The sequence below is a fragment of the Candidatus Pedobacter colombiensis genome (assembly GCA_029202485.1).
Classification (GTDB): Bacteria; Bacteroidota; Bacteroidia; order Sphingobacteriales; family Sphingobacteriaceae; genus Pedobacter; species Pedobacter colombiensis.
In genome coordinates this window covers 2,431,987-2,456,982 of record CP119313.1, presented here as the reverse complement: position 1 = coordinate 2,456,982, position 24,996 = coordinate 2,431,987, and the positions used below count along the sequence as shown (strand labels likewise).

At 37.3% G+C, this 24,996-nt stretch carries 18 protein-coding genes; 13 read left to right on the top strand and 5 right to left on the bottom strand.

The window, feature by feature from the left end; translation table 11 throughout:
• Window positions 1–80: 80 nt before the first annotated feature.
• Window positions 81–1,436, top strand: coding sequence for a Gfo/Idh/MocA family oxidoreductase (locus tag P0Y49_10410; protein ID WEK21549.1), 1,356 nt, complete (start codon window positions 81–83; stop codon window positions 1,434–1,436).
• Between the two features lie 116 nt (window positions 1,437–1,552).
• Here P0Y49_10410 and P0Y49_10405 read toward each other — a convergent pair whose 3' ends face one another.
• On the bottom strand, window positions 1,553–1,804 hold the full coding sequence (locus P0Y49_10405; protein ID WEK21548.1) for a hypothetical protein: 252 nt from the start codon (window positions 1,802–1,804) through the stop codon (window positions 1,553–1,555).
• A 173-nt stretch (window positions 1,805–1,977) separates the two neighbouring features.
• Here P0Y49_10405 and P0Y49_10400 point away from each other — a divergent pair, with 173 nt between their 5' ends.
• The gene (locus P0Y49_10400) at window positions 1,978–2,307 is read left to right on the top strand and encodes a helix-turn-helix transcriptional regulator (GenBank protein ID WEK21547.1); all 330 of its coding nucleotides are present in this window, start codon (window positions 1,978–1,980) and stop codon (window positions 2,305–2,307) included.
• An 81-nt stretch (window positions 2,308–2,388) separates the two neighbouring features.
• Here P0Y49_10400 and P0Y49_10395 read toward each other — a convergent pair whose 3' ends face one another.
• Both P0Y49_10395 and P0Y49_10390 read right to left on the bottom strand, forming a co-directional pair.
• A complete protein-coding gene (locus tag P0Y49_10395; GenBank protein ID WEK21546.1) occupies window positions 2,389–3,039 on the bottom strand; it encodes a bifunctional 4-hydroxy-2-oxoglutarate aldolase/2-dehydro-3-deoxy-phosphogluconate aldolase in 651 nt (216 codons plus the stop codon).
• 42 nt (window positions 3,040–3,081) lie between these two features.
• Window positions 3,082–4,077, bottom strand: a complete 996-nt coding sequence (locus P0Y49_10390) for a sugar kinase (protein WEK21545.1) — start codon at window positions 4,075–4,077, stop codon at window positions 3,082–3,084.
• Between the two features lie 173 nt (window positions 4,078–4,250).
• Between P0Y49_10390 and P0Y49_10385 the strand changes: the two genes are divergently transcribed.
• A complete protein-coding gene (locus tag P0Y49_10385) occupies window positions 4,251–5,072 on the top strand; it encodes an SDR family oxidoreductase (GenBank protein ID WEK21544.1) in 822 nt (273 codons plus the stop codon).
• 21 nt (window positions 5,073–5,093) lie between these two features.
• The gene (gene uxuA / locus P0Y49_10380) at window positions 5,094–6,269 is read left to right on the top strand and encodes a mannonate dehydratase (GenBank protein ID WEK21543.1); all 1,176 of its coding nucleotides are present in this window, start codon (window positions 5,094–5,096) and stop codon (window positions 6,267–6,269) included.
• Here the strand turns inward: uxuA and P0Y49_10375 are convergent.
• The gene (locus P0Y49_10375; GenBank protein ID WEK21542.1) at window positions 6,266–7,303 is read right to left on the bottom strand and encodes a LacI family DNA-binding transcriptional regulator; all 1,038 of its coding nucleotides are present in this window, start codon (window positions 7,301–7,303) and stop codon (window positions 6,266–6,268) included. The genes uxuA and P0Y49_10375 overlap by 4 nt on opposite strands.
• A gap of 199 nt (window positions 7,304–7,502) precedes the next feature.
• Here P0Y49_10375 and P0Y49_10370 point away from each other — a divergent pair, with 199 nt between their 5' ends.
• The 9 genes from P0Y49_10370 to P0Y49_10330 all read left to right on the top strand — a co-directional run bounded on the left by P0Y49_10370 (window position 7,503) and on the right by P0Y49_10330 (window position 23,763).
• Complete coding sequence (locus tag P0Y49_10370; GenBank protein ID WEK21541.1) at window positions 7,503–8,102, top strand: TetR/AcrR family transcriptional regulator; 600 nt, start codon at window positions 7,503–7,505, stop codon at window positions 8,100–8,102.
• Between the two features lie 104 nt (window positions 8,103–8,206).
• Entirely contained in the window at window positions 8,207–9,391 is a 1,185-nt protein-coding gene (locus P0Y49_10365; protein ID WEK21540.1) for an efflux RND transporter periplasmic adaptor subunit, read from the top strand.
• A 23-nt stretch (window positions 9,392–9,414) separates the two neighbouring features.
• Window positions 9,415–12,606 (top strand): efflux RND transporter permease subunit, encoded by a 3,192-nt coding sequence (locus tag P0Y49_10360; protein WEK21539.1) that lies wholly within the window; start codon window positions 9,415–9,417, stop codon window positions 12,604–12,606.
• A 24-nt stretch (window positions 12,607–12,630) separates the two neighbouring features.
• Window positions 12,631–14,040 carry an efflux transporter outer membrane subunit gene (locus P0Y49_10355; GenBank protein WEK21538.1) on the top strand — a complete coding sequence of 470 codons (1,410 nt, stop codon included), beginning with the start codon at window positions 12,631–12,633 and terminating at the stop codon, window positions 14,038–14,040.
• A 250-nt stretch (window positions 14,041–14,290) separates the two neighbouring features.
• Window positions 14,291–15,439, top strand: coding sequence for a TlpA disulfide reductase family protein (locus tag P0Y49_10350; protein WEK21537.1), 1,149 nt, complete (start codon window positions 14,291–14,293; stop codon window positions 15,437–15,439).
• Window positions 15,440–15,611: 172 nt separating this feature from the next.
• On the top strand, window positions 15,612–16,058 hold the full coding sequence (locus P0Y49_10345) for a protein-disulfide reductase DsbD N-terminal domain-containing protein (protein WEK21536.1): 447 nt from the start codon (window positions 15,612–15,614) through the stop codon (window positions 16,056–16,058).
• 6 nt (window positions 16,059–16,064) lie between these two features.
• Window positions 16,065–17,765 carry a cytochrome c biogenesis protein CcdA gene (locus tag P0Y49_10340; GenBank protein ID WEK21535.1) on the top strand — a complete coding sequence of 567 codons (1,701 nt, stop codon included), beginning with the start codon at window positions 16,065–16,067 and terminating at the stop codon, window positions 17,763–17,765.
• A gap of 107 nt (window positions 17,766–17,872) precedes the next feature.
• A complete protein-coding gene (locus P0Y49_10335; protein WEK21534.1) occupies window positions 17,873–20,431 on the top strand; it encodes a zinc-dependent metalloprotease in 2,559 nt (852 codons plus the stop codon).
• Window positions 20,432–20,961: 530 nt separating this feature from the next.
• Window positions 20,962–23,763, top strand: coding sequence for a thiopeptide-type bacteriocin biosynthesis protein (locus tag P0Y49_10330; protein WEK21533.1), 2,802 nt, complete (start codon window positions 20,962–20,964; stop codon window positions 23,761–23,763).
• Here P0Y49_10330 and P0Y49_10325 read toward each other — a convergent pair.
• The gene (locus P0Y49_10325) at window positions 23,760–24,848 is read right to left on the bottom strand and encodes a histidine kinase (GenBank protein ID WEK21532.1); all 1,089 of its coding nucleotides are present in this window, start codon (window positions 24,846–24,848) and stop codon (window positions 23,760–23,762) included. The two genes, P0Y49_10330 and P0Y49_10325, sit on opposite strands and share 4 nt — an antisense overlap.
• Window positions 24,849–24,996 lie beyond the last annotated feature (148 nt).

Below are 24,996 nucleotides of genomic sequence, written 5' to 3'. Positions count from 1 at the left end.
AGTTCTATAACTTGGAAATCTTATTCAGTAAGAATGACTGAGATGGGTACTAACCGAACACATAAAATGAACTAAACTATATGAACAGAAGAGAATTTGTTAAGAACAGTAGCATTACGGCTGCTGCTGCAACAGTTTTACCAGGAGGTTCTTTATTTGCCAGTACCGGGGCAGATAAAGTTAAAATAGCAATGATAGGAGTGGGTTTACGTGGTCAAAACCATTTAAATCTATTATTAAAGAGATCAGATGTGGATCTTGTTGCTATATGTGATATAGATGACCGTATGCTTGCCAGTGCAAAAGCGATGATCGCTAAAAGCGGCAAGCCGATGCCAAAAATTTTTACGGGAGACAATTATGCCTGGAAAAAAATGCTCGAAACTACTAAAGGGTTGCAAGCAGTAGTGATATCTACTCCCTGGGAATGGCATAAAGAAATGATTATTAAATCTATTGAGTCAGGACTTAAGTATGTAGCTACTGAAGTTATCTTGGGTATTACACTTCAAGATCATTGGGATGTGGTTCATGCAGCTGAAAAACATGATGCACACGTAATGATGCTTGAAAATGTTTGTTATCGCAGAGATGTACTTGCAGCGCTAAATATGGTTAGACAGGGGGTATTTGGTGAAATTCTTCACCTGCAAGGTGGATACCAACACGATTTGAGAGAGGTTAAATTTAATGATGGCATAAAACCATATGGTGGTGGAGTTGAATTTAATGAAAAGGGCTTCTCTGAAGCAAGATGGAGAACAAATCATTCGGTGCACCGTAATGGAGATCTTTATCCAACACATGGTATAGGACCAGTCGCCAATTGCATTAATATCAATAGAGGAAATAGATTTCTTAAACTGAATTCATTTGCAACAAAATCCAGGGGATTACATAACTATATAGTGGATAAAGGTGGTGAAAATCATCCCAATGCTAAAGTGAATTTCCGGCTGGGAGATATTGTAACCACTACGATTGACTGCGCAAATGGAGAAACAATAATTCTGCAACATGATACAAATCTTCCAAGACCATATTCTTTAGGCTTTAGAGTTCAAGGTACAAAAGGACTTTGGATGGATATAAACAAAAGTGTTTATGTAGAAGGAGTGAGCAAGCCACATCAATGGGATAACCAGGATAAATGGCTGGAAAAATATGATCATCCTTTATGGAAAAAATATGGCAGTGATGCTGAAGGTGCCGGGCACGGTGGTATGGACTTCTTCGTAATCCATGCCTTTATTGAAGCTGTAAAGCGTAATGAATCAACACCACTTGATGTATATGATGCTGCTGCCTGGAGTGCCATTACTCCCTTGAGCGAACAATCTATAGAAATGGGAAATGAAACAATTGATTTCCCTGATTTTACTAGTGGGAAATGGATGTCTAGAAAGCCGGTCTTTGCTTTAAATGACGAATATTAACCGCATTTAGCATCGTCTATAATTTCTTCCTTTATTGTAAACAAAGCCCTGTATGCAAAGCTGCACAGGGCTTTTGTTATTTATTCACAAAACATCAAAAAACAACTATGTTAACATTAACTTAACATTGAATATGCATATTTGCATATGTTTATAAATATTCTGGCAATTACGTTTGTCCTGTTTGCACTTATCGCAGCATTTAAGATGGATACTTTTTTACAGGGCTTTCTATTTATTATTGCATTGTGTGCAGTTTCAGGTCTACTATTTTTGTTTATCTCTTTTCCGGGGCTTTCCGGGCTTTCGGTAGCCATAATAATGGCATCTTTTATCTTCAGACAAGCTAAAAAATAGCTTTTAGACATACTGGTCTTCTTTATCTTGGCTTCATTCCTAAATTATTATTAGGTAATTGTTTAATCTGTGAAATAGAATTTCGTATTTTATTTCACAATATTATAAGAATATTACAATATTTTATTAAATAATTCTTAATTTTATTATGTTAAAAAGTTCACAAAGATATACTTCGTAAATTATGAAAACTTTAGGTGAAAAATTTAGGATCTTACGTCAGAAAATGGGAGTTAACCAAAAGGCAATGGCAGACCAATTGGAGATCTCAATCCCGGCGTATTCAAAACTAGAAACAGGTATCACAGATCCCAACTTTAGCAGAATAAATCAAATAGCGAAGGTTCATGGTTTAACCCTTAGGGAATTCCTTGATATTGGGGAAGAGGGAGCTAGCGAACAGGAGCAGATTGTTCAGCAATTAAAGGAGAAGATCACCACGTTAGAAAATTCTGTGATCCGACTGCAAAGTAAATTGATAGATCTCTATGATAGAGACGATCAAAAAAAGTAATTAACGCCTTTCAATAAGTTTAAAGAACCCATTCGGCTAATCGCTGATAATGGTTCTTTAAACTTTATAAATATTATACACTTAGCCCTTAACTAATTTAATCAATAACTGGCAACGCTCTGTTAGCCAGTTATAATCTTTAGCATTTTCCGGTTGCTGAAATAATTTAGAACCAAAACCTAAAGCAGTAACACCTGCATTTAACCAATTGTCTATATTTTCCTTGTTCACATCAACTCCACCAGTAGGCATAAATTTAAGATTAGGGAATAGGGGTTTAATTGCTTTTAAAAAGCCTATGCCTAAAGTGTCACCTGGGAAAAGTTTTACCAATGGTGCCCCAAGCTCTTCAGCAAGATTTATTTCAGTAGGCGTCATACATCCCGGAACCCATAATATATTATGTAGAGCTGTTATTTCAGCAAGATCAGCTCTTACAATCGGACTAACAATAAAATCAGCACCCAGTTCGATATATGCTTCAGCTTGAGCTACAGTTTTTATGGTACCTATGCCAAGCTTCATATCAGCAAGGTGCTCGTTTCTATAATCTAATAATGCTTTAAAATTCTCGGGCGCTTTCGAACCTCTGTTTGTAAATTCAAACACACGAATACCACCGGCATAACTCGCCTTTAATACTTCTATACAGGTTTGAGCATCTTCATCATAATAAACGGGGATAACTGGATAATCCTGAATAACTTTTAAAGGGTTTGTTTCTGTTTTCATCTGTATATGATTATTTTATCGTTACAATCTGTTGTTACTTTTTTAAATAGCGCCATCGCCAAAATCGCCTTTTACAAAAAGCTTTTTATAACCTGATGCGGTTGCCTTATCTATAATCTCCTGTCCATCGTTGCTGGTAGTTAATCCATAAATTAAACCGGCCATAAAAGCATCACCACTACCAATTCTATCTACAACTTCATTTGTCTCGAATATCGAAGAAATATAATTGCTGTTAGGTGTATGGTAAGTTCCATAAAATAGATTATGCTTTGGATTATCCATAAAACGGAAAGTATTGGCAATGTGCTTGCACTGCGGAAACTGGCTGAAAACTGCCTGAGCCGATGCATTTGCGTGTATAGCATAATCTTCAGCAGATGTTTGACGGTCCAATTTTTCATCGACAGGGATACCAAGCATTTTATTTACAGCCCAGATATTACCCATAATTACATCGCAATACTGAACCAACTCCGGCATTACATCAATAGGTTGCTTTCCATAATCCCATAATCTGCTTCTGTAGTTTAAGTCTACCGATATTTTTAGTCCTTTTTTTCTTGCAGCTATAAGCCCTTCTTTACAAACAGCTGCCATATTTTCGTTCAGCGCAGGAGTTAATGCGGTCCAATGCAACCAGGTCTGGCCTTCCAGCACCTTTTCCCAATCAATTGTTCCAGGTGTAAGGCTGCTAAATGAAGAGAATTTTCTGTCATAAACCACTTCTCCACTGGTCAAGCCATTAGCAGAAAGCAAAAAATAAAGTCCTAGTCTATTACCTTGTAATATTGTTTTCGTAGTATTTACCCCCAATTCCTGTAAAGCCTGAAGGGCGTTATTCGCTAACGCATTGTCCGGTATACAACTTACATAAGCACATGGAATATTCCATTGACCTAATGAGGCAGAAACATTTGCTTCTGAGCCGCCGGGAAATAAAGAAACAGTGTGATTCTTAGAAATAAATTGATCTTCAGTAGAACTGAACCGCAACAGCAGTTCACCAAATACCAATATGTTTTCTTGATTTAGCATATATTTAATAATTTCAGATTGCAATAATACAGGTTCTTGCAATTAAATAGAAGTAAACTAATTTATTTAATAAATTTCAAACGATTTCGTAAATATTTAGTGCTGATTATTGACTTCAAACAGTAAATTTCATTAACATTGATAGAATTAAGTAACCAGTTTAAATTGATTGTATGAAGAGCAAAGATCTGTTTTCGCTAGAAAACAAGGTAATCGTAATCACAGGTGCTACAGGTGTATTAGGAGAATCTTTTGCATCAGCTGTTGCAGCTGCCGGAGCAAAAGTTGCCATTTTGGGTCGAAATGAAGAGAAAGCCAATGAGCGTGTAAAAGCCATTACAGAGAATGGTGGAGAAGCGATTGCTGTAATCACCGATGTATTGAATGAAGAAGCACTGATAGCTGCTAAGAACCAAATATTAAGCACATGGGGTACTATTGATGGATTGGTAAATGCAGCGGGAGGAAATATTCCGGGTGCTACGATTGGACCGGATCAGAACCTATTTGATATAAATATCACCGATACCCAAAAAGCAGTTGAATTAAACCTGTTTGGTACAGTTTATCCAACACATGTATTTGGACGGGTAATTGCCGAAAAAGGTAAAGGTTCTATTGTCAACATTTCATCATTGGCCGCACAACGACCTTTAACCCGTGTTTTGGGCTATACGATGGGCAAAAATGCAATAGAAGGCTATACCAAATGGATGGCAGTTGAACTGGCACAACGTTACGGAGATAAAGTAAGGGTAAATGCACTTGCACCTGGCGTATTCTTAACAGATCAAAACCGTTCCTTACTTACCAATGCCGATGGAACTTTTACAGATCGTGCACAACGTTTCGTAAATCATACTCCTTTTGGGCGTTTGGGCAATCCGGAAGAGTTAAATGGTACACTTATTTATTTACTAAGTGATGCTTCAGCTTTTGTAAATGGGGAAACCATTTTGGTTGATGGGGGATTTAATGCTTACAGTGGCGTATAAAATTGATAACAACGATATAAAATGAATACAGCAAAACATAAATTATTACAAACCTGGCGTTGGTATGGTCCAATAGACCCGGTTACTTTACAGGATGTAAAACAAGCTGGTGCTACAGGAATTGTGAGTGCATTACATCATGTTCCACATGGCGACGTATGGCCATTGGAAGACATCATTGAAAGAAAATCAATTATTGAAGCTGCCGGATTAACCTGGGCAGTGGTAGAAAGTGTTCCGGTTCATGAGGCCATCAAAACGCGTAGACCTGACGCAGACAGCTATATTGAAAATTACAAAACTACACTAAGAAACCTGGCAAAATGTGGCATCAAAACAGTATGCTATAACTTTATGCCAGTGCTTGATTGGACACGGACACAATTGGATTTAACCATGACTGACGGTTCAAAAGCTTTATATTTTAACTGGTTAGACCTGGCAGTTTTTGATCTTTTTATCCTGAAAAGGGAAGGAGCGGGTGCAGATTATTCTGAAAGCTTAAAAAACAGAGCTAAGGAACGTTTTGCTACAATGAATACAGATGAGCTGAATGAGTTAAAAATCAATGTCTTGATGGGGATACCCAATGAAAAAGGAATTGAACTAGAAGCATTACGCGCCAGCATCGAGGAATATAAAACCATTGGCAGAGACGGTTTAAAGAAAAATCTGGCTTATTTCCTTAATGGAATTGCGGATGTATGTGAAGAAACCGGAATAAACATGACCATTCACCCGGATGACCCTCCTTACTCAATACTTGGATTGCCACGTATTGCAAGTACAAAAGAAGATCTGGTAGATATTCTGAGAAGTGTAGACAAGCCTTTTAATGGTATTTGCTATTGTACGGGATCGCTAGGTGCTGGTATGTCAAACAACCTTCCTGAAATTTTTGAGGCAGTAAAAGAGCGGGTATACTTCCTGCATCTTCGCAATGTAACCAAAGATGAAGAAGGTAATTTTTATGAAGCAGACCACTTGGGAGGCGATGTAAATATGTACGAAATTATGAAAGCTGTTGTTGCAGAAAATGCGCGCAGAGCTGAGCCAATACCATTCAGACCAGATCACGGTCATCAAATGCTGGACGATCTAAACAAGGTTACCAACCCGGGATATTCGGCAATTGGACGTTTACGTGGCCTGGCAGAATTACGTGGATTGGAATTGGGGGTTACCGGAAATTATTAATTTTTTGGCTGTGATGAGGCCCTCACTTTAATATGAGTGGGTAGCATAATAGTTTCGTAACCATCATCAAGGTTTTTCTTTTCAATCAGTGAGATTAGCTTTTCAGCAGCAAGCTGACCGATCTCGAAAGCTGGCTGATGTACTGTACTCAAAGCTGGGTTCATTGCATCAGCCAGTTCTGTATTGGTAAACCCAATCAGCGCAACATCCTCTGGAATTTTATAACCCAATTTATTCAACAACACCAGGCATCTGGTACTGATCTGATCAGTGGCTGTAAAAATGGCATCAGGTTTATCCGGTAAGCTCATGTAGTATTTAATAGCTTGTTCCAGGTCTTCATTCAGTTTGTTCGCATCTGTATAATTGCAGGACCGCAACAATTCAGGTCTATACTTTATTCCGCTATCGACAAGCGCGTGTTTATATCCATTTAAACGATCTGTGGCAATGCTAAGAATAGTATTGGTATTCAAATGTGCAATATTTTTGTACCCATTATTAATCAGATGCATGGTTGCATCATAAGCCCCTTTAAAATTATCCGCACCAACCTTATGTGTATTAATCTGATCGATCAGGCGATCAAATAGAACTATAGGTAAACCGGATGCCTGTAAAGAGTTCAGATAACTAAAATTTATCGTTTCATAAGCCGGTGAGATCAGTATTCCGTCAACTCCACCAGCATAGAGCAATTCAATACAAGCACTTTCTAATTTCTCAGACTCCTTACTCTGCATGATGATGATCTGATAGGATTTATCAGAACTTGCCTTATGAATCCCATCCAGCATCTGGGCAATCACATTATTATCTAAAGAACACACCACAACACCGATAGACCTGCTCTTACCTTCTTTTAGGCCCTTAGCCATTCTATTGGGTGAATAATGATGCTTTTTAGCATAATCTAAAACCTTCTGCTTTGTTTCTGCACCAATTTCATGACTGTCATTTAAAGCCTTTGAAATTGTAGAAATAGATAAATTAAGCGCTTTGGCAATATCTCTTAATGTAACGCTGTTGTTCATGCTTATTCCCATTTAAATAGAAACGCTAATTTGCAATTATTAAGGCGATATGCTTAATTTTATTTCAGTTAATTTTTAATGTTAAATCTAAAAAAGCTATGCTGATTAATTTATTGACAAATGAATGATACATACTTAAAGAACTGTTTATAGATTTGCTTAACGGTGTTAGATTATTTATACATCTTAATAGAATGTAATGGGAAGTAAAGAACGCATACAAAGGTTAAAAGAAGAAACGAGGGCTAATATCCTCGAAGCAGCCTTACAAATCGTTAAAGAGGATGGGTGGCAAGCATTAAGCATGAGGAAAATTGCAGATAAGATAGAATACACTGCGCCAATCATTTACGAGTACTTTTCTAATAAAGAAGGGATATTATTAGAATTAACGAGACAGGGATACATTGTTCTCGGTAAAGAGATTAAAGCTGCTAAAGCTAAATACACGAAAACAGACGAGCAACTGGAAGCCATGTGGATTGCTTATTGGAATTTTGCTTTTAAGTACAAAGAGTTTTACCAGTTGATGTTTGGCGTAGATATGGTATGCTGCGAACAAAAAAAATCAATGCCGGAAATTGACTTTCTGGACAAGTTATTTTTCGACACAATTAAAGACTTAATGAAGGCAGAACAGCCGGAAGAAGGTGTGATATGCAGAAAATATTATACTTTTTGGTCTATTATACATGGCCTGATCTCTATTAATATGGTAAATAAAGGAAGAGACGAAGAAATGAATCAACATATTTTAAGAGATGCATTAAAAGGTATTATTAAATATATAAACGATTAATTTTTTATCAGGTTTTTTTCATAAAAGCCTGTTTTTTAAATCAATTACTTAACACTGTTAAATTACTTAAACACGTTATATCACAAATTATAAACTCAATTCTCATGAAATATAAATCCTTTTACCAATTATTATTTAACACCGTTAGATCATCTAATAACGTTATAAAGTTAACAGCGTTACTATTAGTCTTATTTTTATATAGTTGCAGCAGTAAAACTCCACAGGCTGTAGCACCGGGACCACCGGATTTACCTGTAGCCAGCGTAACTTCAGGTACAGAAACAACCTTTCAGGAATACCCGGCTGCTATAGAGGGGACAGTTAATGTAGAAGTTAGACCTCAGGTTAGTGGAAGTTTGGAAAAAGTATACGTTGACGAAGGCGCCTTTGTAAATGTTGGACAACCAATATTTAAAATAAATGATCAGCAATATCGTGCTTCTTTAAACAACGCTATTGCCGCTCAACATTCGGCAGAAGCAACTTTAATCAATGCACAACTTGAAGTAGAACGTCTAACACCACTGGTTCAGAATAAGGTAATATCCGAATTTCAATTGAAATCAGCGAAAGCTACCGCACAGGTGGCAAAAGCTAATATAGAACAGGCAAAAGCAAATGTTTCTACGGCATCTATAAACCTTGGCTATACGCTAATTAAGGCGCCGGTAAGTGGTTATATTGGTCGACTAGCTAAAAAGCAAGGAAGTTTGGTAGCGCCAGCTGATGTAGATGCCTTGACTCAATTGTCGGATGTACATGATGTGCACGTATATTTCTCTCTTGGAGAAAAAGACTTTGTGAATTTTAAGGAACAATATCCCGGACAAACGCTAAGTGATAAAATCAAACAACTACCTGCCGTGAAATTAATTCTGGCCGACAATACTGAATATGCCAGATTAGGAAAAATAGATGTGATTGACGGGCAATTTGATAAGACTACAGGTGCAATTACCGTGCGGGCTAAATTTCCCAATCCGCAAGGTTTATTAAGGTCTGGCAACACCGGAAAAATACAACTAAGCCTGCAACACAACAATACACTTGTGGTACCACAAATAGCCACCATAGAAGTACAGGATAAAATATTCGTATTTACCGTTGCAGACAGCAATAAAGTGAAAAAGCAAGCTATTACTGTAATTGGGAAAACAGGAACCAATTACCTAGTAAAAGATGGTATAAAAGCCGGTGATCAGATTGTATTAAGTGGGCTCGACCGCCTGCAGGAAGGCGCGGTGATTGCGCCAAAAAGAGCAACAGACAAAGTTGCTAAAAACTAATTAGACATTAAACATTAACAGTTATGTTCAAAATATTTATACAAAGGCCGGTATTGGCTACTGTAATCTCCATCTTATTGGTCATACTTGGAGTACTAAGCCTTACCAAATTACCCTTACAGCAGTTCCCTGATATTGCACCACCATCTGTATTGGTGACAGCCAATTACCCTGGTGCTAATGCTGAAATTGTACTCCGCTCAGTGGCTCCATCATTGGAAGAATCCATCAATGGGGTCGAAAACATGAGTTACATGAGCTCAACAGCAAGTAACGATGGTACATTGGCCATTACCGTTTATTTTAAGCTAGGGACCGATCCGGACCAGGCGGCTGTTAACGTACAAAATCGTGTTACACAAGCAACCAGTCAATTGCCTTCCGAAGTTGTGCAGCAAGGCATCATTACCGCAAAACAGCAGAACAGCTTTATCATGGCTATCGGGATGTATACTGAAGATGAAAAGAAATACGATCAGACCTTTGTCGCCAATTATGCACAGATCAATATTATACCCGAAATTAAACGTATTTCAGGTGTAGGAGCAGCCAGCATATTTGGTGGTGTTAAGGATTATTCGATGCGGATTTGGTTAAATCCAACTCAAATGGCGACCTATAAAATTACGCCGAACGAAGTGATGGCTGCGATACAAGATAAAAGTCTGGAAGCTGCACCCGGGCGTTTTGGAGAGCGTAGCAAGGAAGTTTTTGAATATGTTATTAAATATAAAGGCAAACTTACCAAACCGGAAGAGTACGAAAATATAGCTATTCGCTCCAATGCTGATGGTTCGGTATTACGTTTAAAAGATGTAGGTAGAGTAGAGTTTGGCGCCTATTCATATAATAGTCTTACTCGTCTGAATGGCAAAAAAGGTGTGGTACTTGGCATTATACAATTAGCAGGTTCTAATGCCAACGAAATACAGATTGCCATCAATAAGCTGATGGAAAAAGCAGCCAAAGATTTTCCGGCAGGTGTAAAGTATAATATATTTTACAGTACAAAAGTAGCACTTGATCAATCCATTGAACAGGTTGTGCACACACTTATAGAGGCCTTTATTCTGGTGTTTATAGTTGTATTTATATTCCTTCAGGATTTCAGATCAACATTAATCCCGGCCATTGCCGTTCCAGTGGCTATTTTGGGTACTTTCTTTTTTATGCAGCTCTTTGGTTTTTCTATCAACCTCCTTACTTTATTTGCGCTCGTACTTGCAATTGGTATCGTGGTAGATGATGCGATTGTAGTCGTCGAGGCCGTACACGCTAAAATGGAACATAGACGTATAGGTGCCAAACAGGCAACTACTGAAGCGATGCATGAGATCAGTGGAGCCATTATTTCGATTACATTAGTTATGTCAGCTGTATTTTTACCTGTTGGTTTCCTTGAAGGTTCAACAGGCGTATTTTACAGACAGTTTGCTTTTACTATGGCAACAGCCATTATTATATCAGCCATTAACGCATTAACATTAAGTCCGGCTTTAGCTGCCTTATTTTTAAAGAGTAACCATACAGATCAAGCTGAAGGAATTAAGAAAGGCTTTAAAGAGAAATTCTTCGCAGGATTTAACAGCAGTTTCAATGCCATGACCAATAGATACATCAATGGTTTGCAATTCCTGATCAAAAACAAGGCTGTGAGTATGGGGGGCTTAGCCATTATCATATTAACCACCATTTGGATGGTGCGTACTACACCTACAGGCTTTATTCCAACAGAAGATCAAGGCTTTGTGGCTATTGCAGTGAATACACCTTCAGGAACTTCATTAGATGGTACCTCTAAAATCATGCAACAGGCAGAGACAGAACTGCGTTCTTTGGAGGCTTCAAGATTTGTAACCGCAATAACAGGATTTAACTTACTGACCTCATCCAATAGTCCTTCATCAGCTGTTGTATTTGTACTGTTAAAACCTACCAAAGAAAGAGGTAAGGTTCAGGAAATCAATGAAATTATGGAGGTGATCAGAGGCAAATTAGCTACCATAAGTGGTGGTAGTTTTTTTGTGTTTAGCTTCCCGACTGTTCCCGGTTTTAGTAACGTAGAAGCGCTGGATCTTGTGTTACAAGATAAAACCGGCGGTAAGCTTGATAAATTTAGTGGAATTGCCAATAATTTTATTGGAGAACTAATGAAACGCAAAGAAATTGCGGTGGCCTTTACCACTTTTAAAGCTGATTATCCGCAATTGCAACTAGAAGTGGATGATGAAAAAGCAAACCAATTAGGTGTTAATGTGCGTGATATTTTACAAACCATGCAAGCTTATTTTGGTAGTGCTCAAGCTTCGGATTTTAATCGCTTTGGGAAGTATTATCGTGTATTGGTTCAGGCAGATATTGCGGATAGGGCAGATCCATCTGCAATAGATCGGGTGTTTGTTAAAAACAAAACAGGAGAGATGGTCCCAATAAAGACACTGGTAAAATTATCCCGTGTTTTTGGATCAGAAACCGCATCGCGCTACAATCTTTTTAACTCAATCCAGGTAAACGCCATTCCAAAACCCGGTTTTAGTTCCGGTGATGCCATTAATGCCATACAGGAAGTAGCTAAAGAGCAATTGCCTTCAGGTTATGGATTTGAATTTTCCGGGCAAACACGGGAAGAAATGTCTTCAAACGGACAATCTACCATTGTATTTCTCTTATGTTTAATATTTGTATATTTTTTACTGGCAGCACAATACGAAAGCTATATTTTGCCTTTAGCTGTCATATTATCGGTCCCTACGGGAGTATTGGGGGTATTCGTGACTATAGGTTTAACCGGTATAGAAAACAACATTTATGTACAGGTCGCATTAATCATGTTAATTGGGCTACTGGCTAAAAATGCGATCCTGATTGTTGAGTTTGCCATACAGCGTCGTAAAGCAGGCTTATCATTGGTTAATGCCGCATTAGATGCAGCGAGGTTAAGATTGCGTCCAATTCTGATGACCTCATTTGCATTTGTTGTAGGATTATTTCCAATGAGTATTGCCTCCGGACCTTCGGCACAAGGTAATCATTCGATCAGTATTGGTGCTGCAGGAGGAATGGTTGCCGGGGTAATCCTCGGATTGATGCTAATCCCCGTATTGTTTGTAATCTTCCAGCGTTTACAAGAAAAAGTGTCGGGTAAACCTTCACAGGGTGAAAGTAATCATCAGCCCGAATCGATAAAGGTAGATTCAGAAATAGTATATTCTTAACTCTTTAAATAATAATAAGATAAAATGAACATATATAATAAAACATTAGCTCATTTGCTCGTTTTATTGGTGCTCGGGGGATGTAAAGTATCAAAAGATACGGCTCTGCCAATAAAAGCCATCCCTGAACATTTCAGGAACGCGCAGAGCAGCGATACATTGAGCATTGCCGATCAGACCATTAAAGATTTTTTTAATGAGGCAGAACTAAGGAATCTTATAGATACTGCTTTAGTACGAAATTACGATTTGCAAATTGCCATCAAAAATATTGAATCAGCACAGCAGTTGATGAAACAATCAAAACTTGGTAATGTGCCAAAAGTAAACTTACAGGTAACCGGCAGTTCAAATCGTCCTTCAGACAACAGCCTAAATGGCCTAAGTACCAGTCAGTTTTTAAATACAAATCACATCGAAGATTTTAATGCAAATCTGGGATTGAGTTGGGAAGCAGATATTTGGGGTAAAATAAAAAGTCAGAAACAAGCTGCACTGGCAACCTATTTACAGACTGAGGAGGCTAGAAAAGCCATACAGACTCAGTTAGTGGCAAGCGTTGCCCAGGGATATTACAGGTTGCTAATGATGGATGCACAAATTGCCATTGCTAAAAAGAACCTGACTTTAAGCGATAGCACCTTAAAAATTATATACCTGCAGTTTGATGCCGGACAGGTAACCTCACTTGCTATCCAACAAGCTAAAGCCCAGCAGTTGGTAGCAGCTCAGTTGATTCCAAAATTTGAACAGGATATAACTATTCAGGAGAATGCACTGCGTATGTTAACCGGTCGGTTACCGGGGAGTGTTGATCGCCTGGCAAGCCTTGAAAAAGCCAATGTATCAAGTCAGGTTTCAGCAGGTTACCCCTCAGCGATGGTGAGTAGACGTCCGGATGTTAAAAATGCAGAACTCTCTTTAGCCATTGCCAATGCTAAAGTAGGAATAGCCAAAGCAAATATGTATCCATCTTTAAGCATTACGGCAAGTGCAGGTTTGAACTCCTTTAAAGCTAGCAATTGGTTTAACCTACCGGCCTCGTTATTTGGTGTGATAGCCGGGGGAATTACACAGCCCTTACTTCAAAACAGGCAATTAAAAACGCAATTTGAATTAGCCAAAATTGAAAGAGAGAAAACAGTAATTCAATTCCGCCAGTCAGTACTTAATGCAGTTACCGAAGTCTCTGATGAATTGGTGAAAATTGAGAAATTAAAACAGCAATACGACATTGCAAATGATAAAGTAAATACACTGCAGCAGGCAGTTCGAAATGCCAACTTATTATTTAAAAGCGGAATGGCCAATTATCTTGAAGTAATTACTGCCCAAAGTAATTCATTGCAAAGTGAGTTGGAGCTAACTACCGTTAAAACGGCACAACTCAACGCTACAGTCGAACTTTACCGAGCACTAGGAGGGGGATTATAAGGGGGATATTTTCGATATCACACAATTGTTACCCAGTTAGGTAATCTCAGTGTATTTTGGTTAAAACCAGGTTTTATAAGCAATAAATTATCAATTAGAAGTGATTTTTATGATAATTAAGTTTATAAGCCTGGTTTTATATTAGTGAAAAGCGCTGTTTTGTCATATTCTGCAAGGACAGTATGGATTTACATTTATTGAATAAAATGATAAGTTTGCAAAGGATAACTAACCAGACCTCATAAAAATAATGAAAACATTAACACTGGCTGCTTTAATGATTGCCCCAATGGTCGTTTCGGCCCAAAAGTCGGATTTTACGCTTAATGGAACAATCAGCAACCTTAAGTCGCCGACTAAGGTCTACCTAAGTTATGAACAAGATGGTAAAGAGGTATTGGACTCATCTGTTGTGGATAAAGGTGGCTTCCAATTCAAAGGAGCATTGAATGGTCCTGAAATGGTAGAATTGATCGTTGATCATAGGAACACTGGTATAAATAAGTTGGGAAAACCGGTTGATGTGCTGAGATTTTATCTGGCAAATGAGATCATTAGTGTTAATGCAGTTGATTCCATTAAAAAGGGAACAATCAGTGGTTCAAATATTAATACTGAATACGAAGCTTATAAAACTTTTTTTGTTGGCCCGGAAAAATCCATGGATGCTGTAGAAAATGAATTTTTAGCAGCATCTAAAGATAAACAGAGTGACCCCGCTTATAAAAAGGAAATGCAGACACGCTATGAAAAAGCTGCTAATGAGAAGAAAGCGTTGCAACGAAAATTTGCAAAGTCGCACCCAGCATCTTTTTTCAGCTTGGTAGCCTTAACTGAAGCTGCTGGAAATTCAATAGATGTTAAAACCATTGAGCCTATTTTTAAAGCACTTTCTGCTGAGGTTCGTAATACATCAGTCGGACAAGAATTTGCTAAGGAAATTGAATTCGCAAAAGCTATTTTAGTAGGAGGGATGGCACCTGATTTTACGCAGAATGACCTAAATGATAAACCTATATCACTTTCTTCATTCAAAGGAAAGTATGTACTGATTGATTTCTGGGCATCTTGGTGTAAACCATGTAGAGCAGAAAATCCAAACGTAGTTGACGCCTATAACCGATATAAATATAAGAATTTCACAGTTTTGGGCGTTTCTTTAGATAATCCAGGTAAAAAAGAATTATGGTTAGCGGCAGTTGTAAAGGATAATTTGACATGGACACAAGTGTCTGATTTAAAGGGATGGAACAATGCCGTGGCAAAGCAATACGGGATCAGTTCAATCCCGCAAAACGTTTTGATTGATCCTTCGGGCAAAGTTGTTGCAAAGAACCTTCGTGGTGATGCTTTGCATCAAAAATTACAAGAAGTTATAGGCTCAGGTACAGGAGAATAACCTTGTTGAACGAGTTGAAACCGATATTTGGTTAAACTTAGAGCCAAAATTGAGGTCAAAGCTGTGTGCTAAATGTAATATTTGAAGGGTATCACTTAATTTACAATATCGAATAACCATGATATTACGGGAAATACATAAGTTTGCTAATACATAAAAAAACAATTATAAAATGAAAAACCTAATCTTGTTAACCGTTGGAATACTATTTAGCCTTACTGCAAGTAGTCAGATTTTGAAACCCGTAAAGTGGAGTTATGCTGCAAAGAAAACTTCAAAAACAGAAGCTACTTTATACCTTAAAGCTACAATTGATGAAGGATGGCACCTTTATTCGCAAAACATGGCTGATGGTGGACCAGTGAAAACAAGCTTTAAATTTACACCATCAAAAGCTTACGCAATCGTGGGTAAAACAATTGAACCAAAAGCAATAACTAAGTTCGAAAAGTCATTTGACATGAATGTAAGTTATTTCGAGAAATCAGTAATTTTCCAACAAAAAGTTAAATTAACTGGTGCAACTGCAACTGTTAAAGGAACACTCGAGTACATGGTATGTGATGATTCTCAGTGTCTACCTCCAGAAACAGTTGAGTTTTCTATCCCAGTAAAATAAGCAATAATGATTTTAAACAACTATTTGACAAGCATGAAAGTGCTTGTCATTGGGCTTTTTCTCCTTTTCGGCTCCGCTACCTGCGCATTAGCACAGGAACCAGATACCTCGACTGCTGATCTTGAATTTACAGAGATTGCACCCGAAACAACCCCTAAAGCAGATACTGCCATAGTTGCCCCGGCAACGACTATTACAGATACGACAAAAGCTACAAAGGTTATAAGCACCGTTGTGAAGCCTAATAAAACCGAAATGGAAAAGACCTTATGGGAAACCTTTATTGCAGGTCTTGTAGGTGGTTTTCTAGCCTTCCTTATGCCTTGTATATTCCCAATGGTTCCATTAACCATTAGTTATTTTACAAAGCGGGCAGGGAGCCAAAGCAAAGGCGTTGGTCAGGCTTTAATCTATGGTCTCTCTATTATCGTGATCTATGTAGCCTTTGGCTTGTTGATCACCGTAATATTTGGATCTGCAGGATTGAATGCTTTAAGTGCCAGTGGTTTATTTAACTTTTTGTTCTTTATCTTACTGGTAGCGTTTGCCATCTCCTTTTTTGGAGCTTTTGAAATCACCTTACCTAGTTCTATTGTCAATAAAATAGACAATAAAGCAGACAACAGTAAAGGTCTTGGAGGTATTTTCTTCATGGCCGCATCTTTAGCTTTAGTATCTTTCTCTTGCACAGGACCAATTATTGGCACTTTATTAGTACAAGCTAGCTCTAAAGGTGAATTGCTGGCACCGGCTATTGGTATGTTTGGATTTGCATTGGCTTTAGCATTGCCATTTACTTTATCAGCGGTATTCCCTGGCTTTTTAAGCAGTATGCCTAAATCAGGCGGCTGGTTAAACAGTGTAAAGGTATGTTTGGGTTTCCTGGAACTGGCCCTGGCTTTAAAATTCCTTTCGTCGGCTGATTTAGCCTGGCATTGGGAGTGGTTTGACAGAGAGATCTTCTTAGCATTGTGGATCGTGATTTTTATCCTGATGGGAATTTATCTACTTGGTAAGATCAAGTTTTCACATGATAGTGATGTTCCTTATGTATCGGTACCAAGATTATTCTTTGCCATCCTTTCATTTTCATTCGCCATGTACATGGTTCCTGGTTTATGGGGAGCTCCGGTTAGCATATTGAGTGGACTCGCTCCGCCAACAAATACCCAGGATTTTATTCTAAGTGGAAATGGTTCATCTGCTTCAAGTGTGGTATCAGCTGATTTTCCTGCTAAAGTAAAATATAGTGAGTCTTTAAAGGCACCTGTAGGATTTCATCCGTTCTTTGATTTGGACGAAGGTTTGGAATATGCGAAGAAGGTGAATAAACCTGTTTTGCTTGACTTTACCGGGCATACCTGTGTAAACTGCCGTAGAATGGAAGATCTGGTTTGGGTTGACAAAGAAGTTGCCCGCCTGATCAATGAAGAATATGTATTGATCCAGCTGTATGCTGATGATCGTAACATTAAGATGCCTGCAGAGAAAGTTCATTATTCAGATATTTTGAAACGCAATACGGATGATTTGGGCTACTGGAACCTGGATTTTCAGGCTACAAAATACGGATCTAATGCTCAGCCTTTATATGTGCTGGCCGGTCAGGACTTGACTCCATTGGTACCTGTTCAAGGTGCTAATTTTAATGTTAAAGAATATGCAGATTATCTTAGAAGTGGCTTAGCTGTCTTTAAGAAAAAATAACGACTCAATTGCCTTAAGGTAAGAACAGTAGCTTTTTGGAAGGTTAATGTTCTTACCAATAAGGTTATATCATACTTACCAAACAATCTTATAAATCTATAATCTAAATGAAGAAATTAAGTTTGATCGCACTGGTGCTATTTTGCGCCAGCTATCAGGGTTTTTCGCAAAAAAGAAATCCAAAAACGCCAACTCCGGCACCTGCTACCGTACCACCTGCAGGTAATCCGAATGCAATGAATCGTCCGGGTGGCCCTCCAGCAGGCCCTAAGCCTTATAACCAGATCATTACTGCTAAAGCAAAAACAGACAATGGTTTGTTTAAAGTTCATTTTGTAGAAGATCGCTATTTCTTTGAAATTGCCGATTCATTATTGGGCAGAGAAATATTAACAGTTAATAGAATAAGTAAGGCTGCTGCTGGTAACCGCGCCTCTATGATCGGTTATGGTGGTGATCAAATTGGCGACAATGTGATTAGTTTTGAAAAAGGTCCTTCAAACAAAATATATTTAAAGAGTATCTCTTATGGCGAGCGTTCAAGAGATACCACGGAGCAAGGGATGTACAAATCAGTAATGAATTCGAACATTCAGCCGTTGGTAGCTTCGTTTGATATCAAAGCTTTTGCCAAAGATTCTATTTCTGGTGTTAAAGGGGTTGTTATTGATGTGACTGATTATATGAACAGTGATAACGATATCTTCTTTTTTGATGCAGGAACAAAAAAAGCATTGTCGTTAGGTGGACAAATGCCTGATAGAAGCTATATCAAGGAAATTAAAGCTTACCCTATGAATATAGAGATCAGAACACTTAAAACCTTTATGAAATCTGCTCCACAAGGGATGGGGATGATGGGCGGTGCTCCACCAGCATCAACACCAGTAACTTACGAATTAAACAGTTCAATGGTATTGTTGCCATCAAGACAAATGAAGTCAAGATTTTTTGATCCTAGGGTAGGTTATTTTGCTACTGGTTATGTAGATTTTGATGCCAATCCACAAGGTGTAAAAAACCAGGCTTTAATTACGCGCTGGAGGTTAGAGCCAAAACCTGAAGATATTGAAAAATATAAAAGAGGAGAATTGGTAGAACCAAAAAAACAAATTGTTTATTATATCGATCCTGCAACACCAAAAAAATGGGTTCCTTACCTTATTCAAGGGGTGAATGATTGGCAGGTTGCTTTTGAAAAAGCAGGCTTTAAAAATGCTATTGTAGCCAAAGAAGCACCAAATGATCCAACATGGAATATTGATGATGCCAGACATAGCGTTATCATTTATAAACCATCTGATATTGCCAATGCAAGTGGTCCACATGTACATGACCCACGCACAGGTGAAATTATAGAAACACACATCAACTGGTACCATAACATTATGCAATTGCTAAGAAACTGGTATTTTATCCAGGCTTCGGCAATTGATCCTCAAGCTCGTAAAATGAAATTTGATGATAAGTTAATGGGCGAATTGATCCGTTTCGTTTCTTCTCATGAAGTTGGACATACTTTAGGCTTACGCCATAACTTTGGCTCTTCAGCAACAGTCCCTGTTGAAAAATTAAGAGACAAACAATGGGTTGAGAAAAATGGCCATACCCCATCAATTATGGATTATGCACGTTTCAATTATGTAGCTCAGCCGGAAGATAACATTAGCACTAAGGGTATCTTCCCAAGAATTGGTGATTATGATATGTGGGCAATTGAATGGGGATATAGATGGTTACCTGAATTTAATACTCCGGAAGAAGAAGCAACATATTCTAACCAAAACATTATTAAAAGAGTTGGCGCAAATAAGCGTTTAACTTTCGGTACAGAAAATGATCCTAATGATCCACGTAACCAAAGTGAAGATATTGGTGATAATGCAATGTTAGCTTCTGCTTATGGTATAAAAAATCTTAAGCGCATTTTACCTAATATTTTAACATGGAGCAAAGAACCTAACGAAAGTTATCAGAATGCAAAAACACTTTATAGTGAACTTATTGGTCAATACGGTCGTTATATGGGACATGTAGTTAAAAATGTTGCCGGTATTTATGCAACGCCTAAAACTGTAGAAGAGAAAGGCGGAATGTTTCAGGCAGTTCCTTTTGCAAAACAAAAAGAGGCTATGACTTTCCTTAATACTCAATTGTTTGCTACGCCAACATGGTTAATCAATAAAGATTTAATCGAACGTACGGGGATGAATGCAACAGAACTTTTCCAGGGTATTCAAAAAAATACTTTAGCTAAACTTCAAAATGCGAACACAATTGGTAAATTGATTAATGAAGAAGCATTAAGCGGTGCTAAAGCTTATACTCCGGTTAATCTGTTCGGTGATCTTAAAGCAGGTATTTGGTCTGAATTGTATTCACATAAAAATATTGATGTGTACAGAAGAAACTTACAAAAAGCTTACGTGGATAATATGACTAAATTAATTGTAGCACCTGCTCCGTCATCATCAGCTATGCCAAGTTTCCCTGGTATGAGAATGGCTGACCCTACAGGATCAGATGTTTCAAGCATCAGTCGTGCTCATTTAGTAACTTTAGCAAAAGATATTCGTGCTGCAATACCTGCGGCAACAGGCATGAGTAAATATCATTTGCAAGATTTATTGGTTCGTATCAATTCGGCCTTAAATCCTAAATCGTAAGTTATTCCCTGATTTTTATATTCAAGAAGCCCGATCATACCTAAATGATCGGGCTTCATTGCTTAATAAACTGAATTTTTATCGGTTTTTTATCGGCAACTTTGCAGCCCGGATAGCGCTATTTAATATAGGTCAGTAAAGGTTCATCTTTTGGGCTTGTTTCAATTGGGTTTTTCCGAACCAGAGACGAACCGAAGTCGACTTAATATCGAATTTGTAAAGGAGCTGAATACTGCCATTCTACAGGTGGAATACAGGCCCGAAAACGGCCTCAAAAAAAATATCCTGGCTGCTATTTTTGGTTTGGTAAACTAAATGTAATACGAATAAAAATACACCACAGCGTTTTATACGCTTCATGGCGACATTTTGCGTAAATCACCTGAAACCATCATTAATTGCGCTTTAAGTGACAAAAAAAGTACACAACAGTCTGCAAATAGAAAACTTAGTTAAGCTGTTTATGTAATATTATGAGGTGTCTATGTAATAGATTTTATTAAATCTGCAATCCTAAGCAAATTGTATAGATGAAGCTATCTATAAACCCATTTCTGATATTAAGGATCCCGGCGTTTTCATTTGAAGCACAAATTGAAATGGTTTGGGAAGACTTAAAATTATCAATAAGTCAATCCTCTCCTGATTTTTACGATAAAATAAAATCCATTGAAGCTGAGGATTTACCTCTGGTAGAAGCAAGAATGAAATACACATTATGGAAGTATTTCAATAGGGCACAATACAGAGGTACACCCTTTGGTAGTTTTGCTGGATTTGCTGTAGGTAAGCTTAGTCATACGGAAGATCGACTAATTATAGAAAATAAGCAGTACTTACACACTTTTAATGATTGGGAACCTAATGGGCAAACTCATACTGTGGATTCCGATCTATTTAGACCTGACCGGTTATATTTTGCTAACGCCAGTATTTATATGACGACAATAAGTATTCGTTTTTTATGCCTTCAGAATCAATCGTTTGAACTGGCTGAAATTGAAAGAAGCATATTTATAGAAATGCTTTTAGATAAATGTAAGGATAGGGTACCCTATAGCGAGTTAATATGCTTTGCAGCCCTTCAGGAAGTCGAAAGAAACGTACTAAATGGAATACTTCAAAGTTTAATAGCTCTCCAGCTTTTATTCACTGATTTAGATAGGAACATCATCGGTGAAGATTATTATAATCGCAATGAGATTCCTTTACAAAGTCCGGGGCATACTTACTTGATTGCTGAACGTAAGGTTCACTCAGGGACTATAAATAAAGCCATACTTCAATCCCTACCTGGTTGTGTAGAATATTTGCTTTTAGCAATACCCCCGACAGAAAATAAAGATTTTAATCATTTCAAAACTGCATTTTTAAAACGTTATGAATATCAGGAAATCCCATTAATGATAGCACTTGATCCTGAATTTGGAATTGGCTATGGTGATTTGGAAAACGCAGCATTTACCGATGCCTTAATTAATGAATTGATCGCAGCAAACACAGGAAAACAGGCTGCAATGTCTTTCCAACAGACTGAGCTTACCCGCTATTTGTTAAACTGTATCATAGAAAGTAAGGGTGACAGAAAACAGGTTGTAGAATTGCAAAGGATAGCACAGGAAGTCAAAACAGAGGCGTTTAAACTTCCGGCAAATACTTTTAGTGCTATGTTAAAATTGGCAGACGACCTGGTGATTTTGGAGCAATTAGGAGGAGCTACCGCTAACGCCCTGGCAGGAAGATTTACACTAGCTAGTAAAGAGATTGAGCGTCATTGTCATGAAATCAGTAAATATGAAAGTGAAGCTAATCCTGATGTAATATTCTTTGATGTGGCTTATATGGCAGAGGGTAGGGTTGACAACATCAATAGAAGAAAAGCTATATACGATTATGAATTGCCTTTATTGAATTATTCTTGTAGCAAAAATTTGATTTGTCTGGATGATTTGCTGCTAACCATTGCAAATGATGAGTTGATATTGCTATCAAAAAAGTATCGTAAAAGAGTAGTGCCCAGACTCGCTTCGGCTTATAATTACAATAGATCCGATCTATCAGTTTACCGTTTTCTTTGCGATTTACAACATCAAAATATCCAAAGCCGACTTTTGTTCGATATAGAAACGTTAATTCCGGGACTAAATTTCTATCCAAGAATTCAATACAACAATATTGTAATATCACCGGCAAAATGGAAAATACAGGTGTCTGCTATAAATATTGATCATTTAAAGGCTGAAATGGATAGGATGGAGGTAGTCCGGCATTTTACAGCCGGAAATGGAGATCAGACTTTGTGTTTTGACAAGGAATCTGAAGCTGATATGCTAAGCTTTAAACGTTATGTGGCACAGAAAACTGATTTTATAATAACTGAGGCATTTATTAAAGCTGAGAACTTGGTTAATGATGTTGACGGAAAAAATTATTGTCAGCAATTTATGATTAGTCTGCAGCATTCAACCACCCTATATCAAGCCTATTCACCATGCATAGTGAAAACTAAAGATGCAATACCTGGAGTGATCGTTCCTGGCAGGGATTGGTTATACTTCGAAATTTATTGTCATAGCCAAAGGGTGGATGAAATATTAATTAATGCATTGGCCGGGTTTATAACAAAATATAAGGTAGCATTTAAATGTTGGTTTTTTATTCGTTATAAAGACCCAACAAATCATATCAGAATAAGATTTCAGCTGAAAGATATAAAGAAAAGTCACTTATATACTTCGAAATTGATGGATGCTTTGGAGGCTTATTTCGATGCCGGTTATATTACAGATATACAGATTAAAACTTATCGCAGGGAATTGCAACGTTATGGTCATGCAGAAATAGAAAAAATAGAGCAGCATTTTTGTAAGGATAGCAATTATAGTATGGATGTGATTGGCAAAAATCTAAGCCTTAACGGTCGTTATGCCAATTGTATGGAATTAATGAAAGTTGTGATTAATGAATTGACACTTGATTACAAAGATCGATTAGCTTTTGTAAAAAGCATACAGGATGCCTTTATGAAAGAGCATCATCTTGAAAATAGCGGGTTTAAAAGAATCAATAAAGCATATGAATCATTTAGGAATGACTATAATAGCCATTGGATTAATGATGATCTAATAATTATTCCTGATCAGCTGCTGCAATCTTTTAAAACAACAATACAACATTGTGATAGCAATCTGAAATTAAATCTCTTTAGGGATTTATTTCACATGCATGTTAACCGCTTATTTAGTGAGCATCAACGCACACATGAAATGGTTATTTATAGCTATGTATATAAAGAATTACAACGTGAATATAAAGGTGTAACAAGCATTTAATTCAATTCAATTCTCAGCATTACATTAAAATAATTCCTGAAATCTTTCTCTGTTTGCAGCGAGGCCATATTGTCGTACACCAGGCGGAGTCTTTTCTTTATATTTTCTAAACCAATATGATGACTGATACCTGTGGTTTTCATATTGATTAAATTTTCTGTCTCAACGATTAGCGTTTGTCCATCACAACTGATAGAAATGCGGGCAGGATGTTCTTCATGTAAAAGGTCACCGTGCTTAAATATATTTTCTACAAGGGTGATCAATATTAAAGGAATGATTTGAATTTCATTTAAATTATCATCATAATTAAGAAAGATATGGAGACCATTTTCCGATTTGATCTGATGGAGTCTGATTAGGTTTTCTATCTGCTCAATTTCTTGCGTTAGCGCTGTAAAATTACGGTCTGTATCATCTTGTATGGCATATCTCATCATTTCCGAAAGCGCCATGATTGCGTCAGCAGCCTCAGGAACTACCTTACGTGTGTTGGAATAAATAAAGCTTAATGTATTGAAGAGAAAGTGTGGATTGATCTGCGCTTTCAGATGAGCATGTTGGGATTTTATCAATTCAGCCTGAACATTTTGATGTTCGATAATCATGAGTAATCGTGTTTTTTCTGCTTCCTGTGTGGCTTTTCTTTCTTTTATATAGTTCATCAGATAATAATATCCTGAAGAGAAAAGAATGAAATAAGAGCTTCTCCAAACTCCACTAGCTACTGATGTCTTATTGATTACAGCTGGCGTATTAATAGTAAGATAGGCATATTTCTGTAGAAAAGACACGATGTATATAGTAAATGGAACATATAAAACGATCTCTATGAAAATTAAAAGTGGAAGTAACCAAATGGCATTAGAAGTTCTGGTTTTTGCAGCAGGCATAACCACATATGCATGAAAGTAAAACAAGCAAATATTGAGAAAATAAAATACTGCATAATTACCAGCACTAGCAAAGGTACCTCTTACAATACCGGTTAGTACGACCTCGTAAAAAATGAATAAAAACCAGACAATAAAATGAATCCGGTTATTGGTAATTATTAAAAAAATATCTTGTAAACGTTTTTTCATTTCATGTAATATAGTCGTGCTTTCGCGTAATAGTTTTTAAATGGGATAGAATTAACAATAATTTCAATAAAAAAAAGAAATCATGAAAAAGAACCAAAACCCATTAAAACTGCAGAAAACAACATTGTTTGTATTTAAGTCAAAAAAA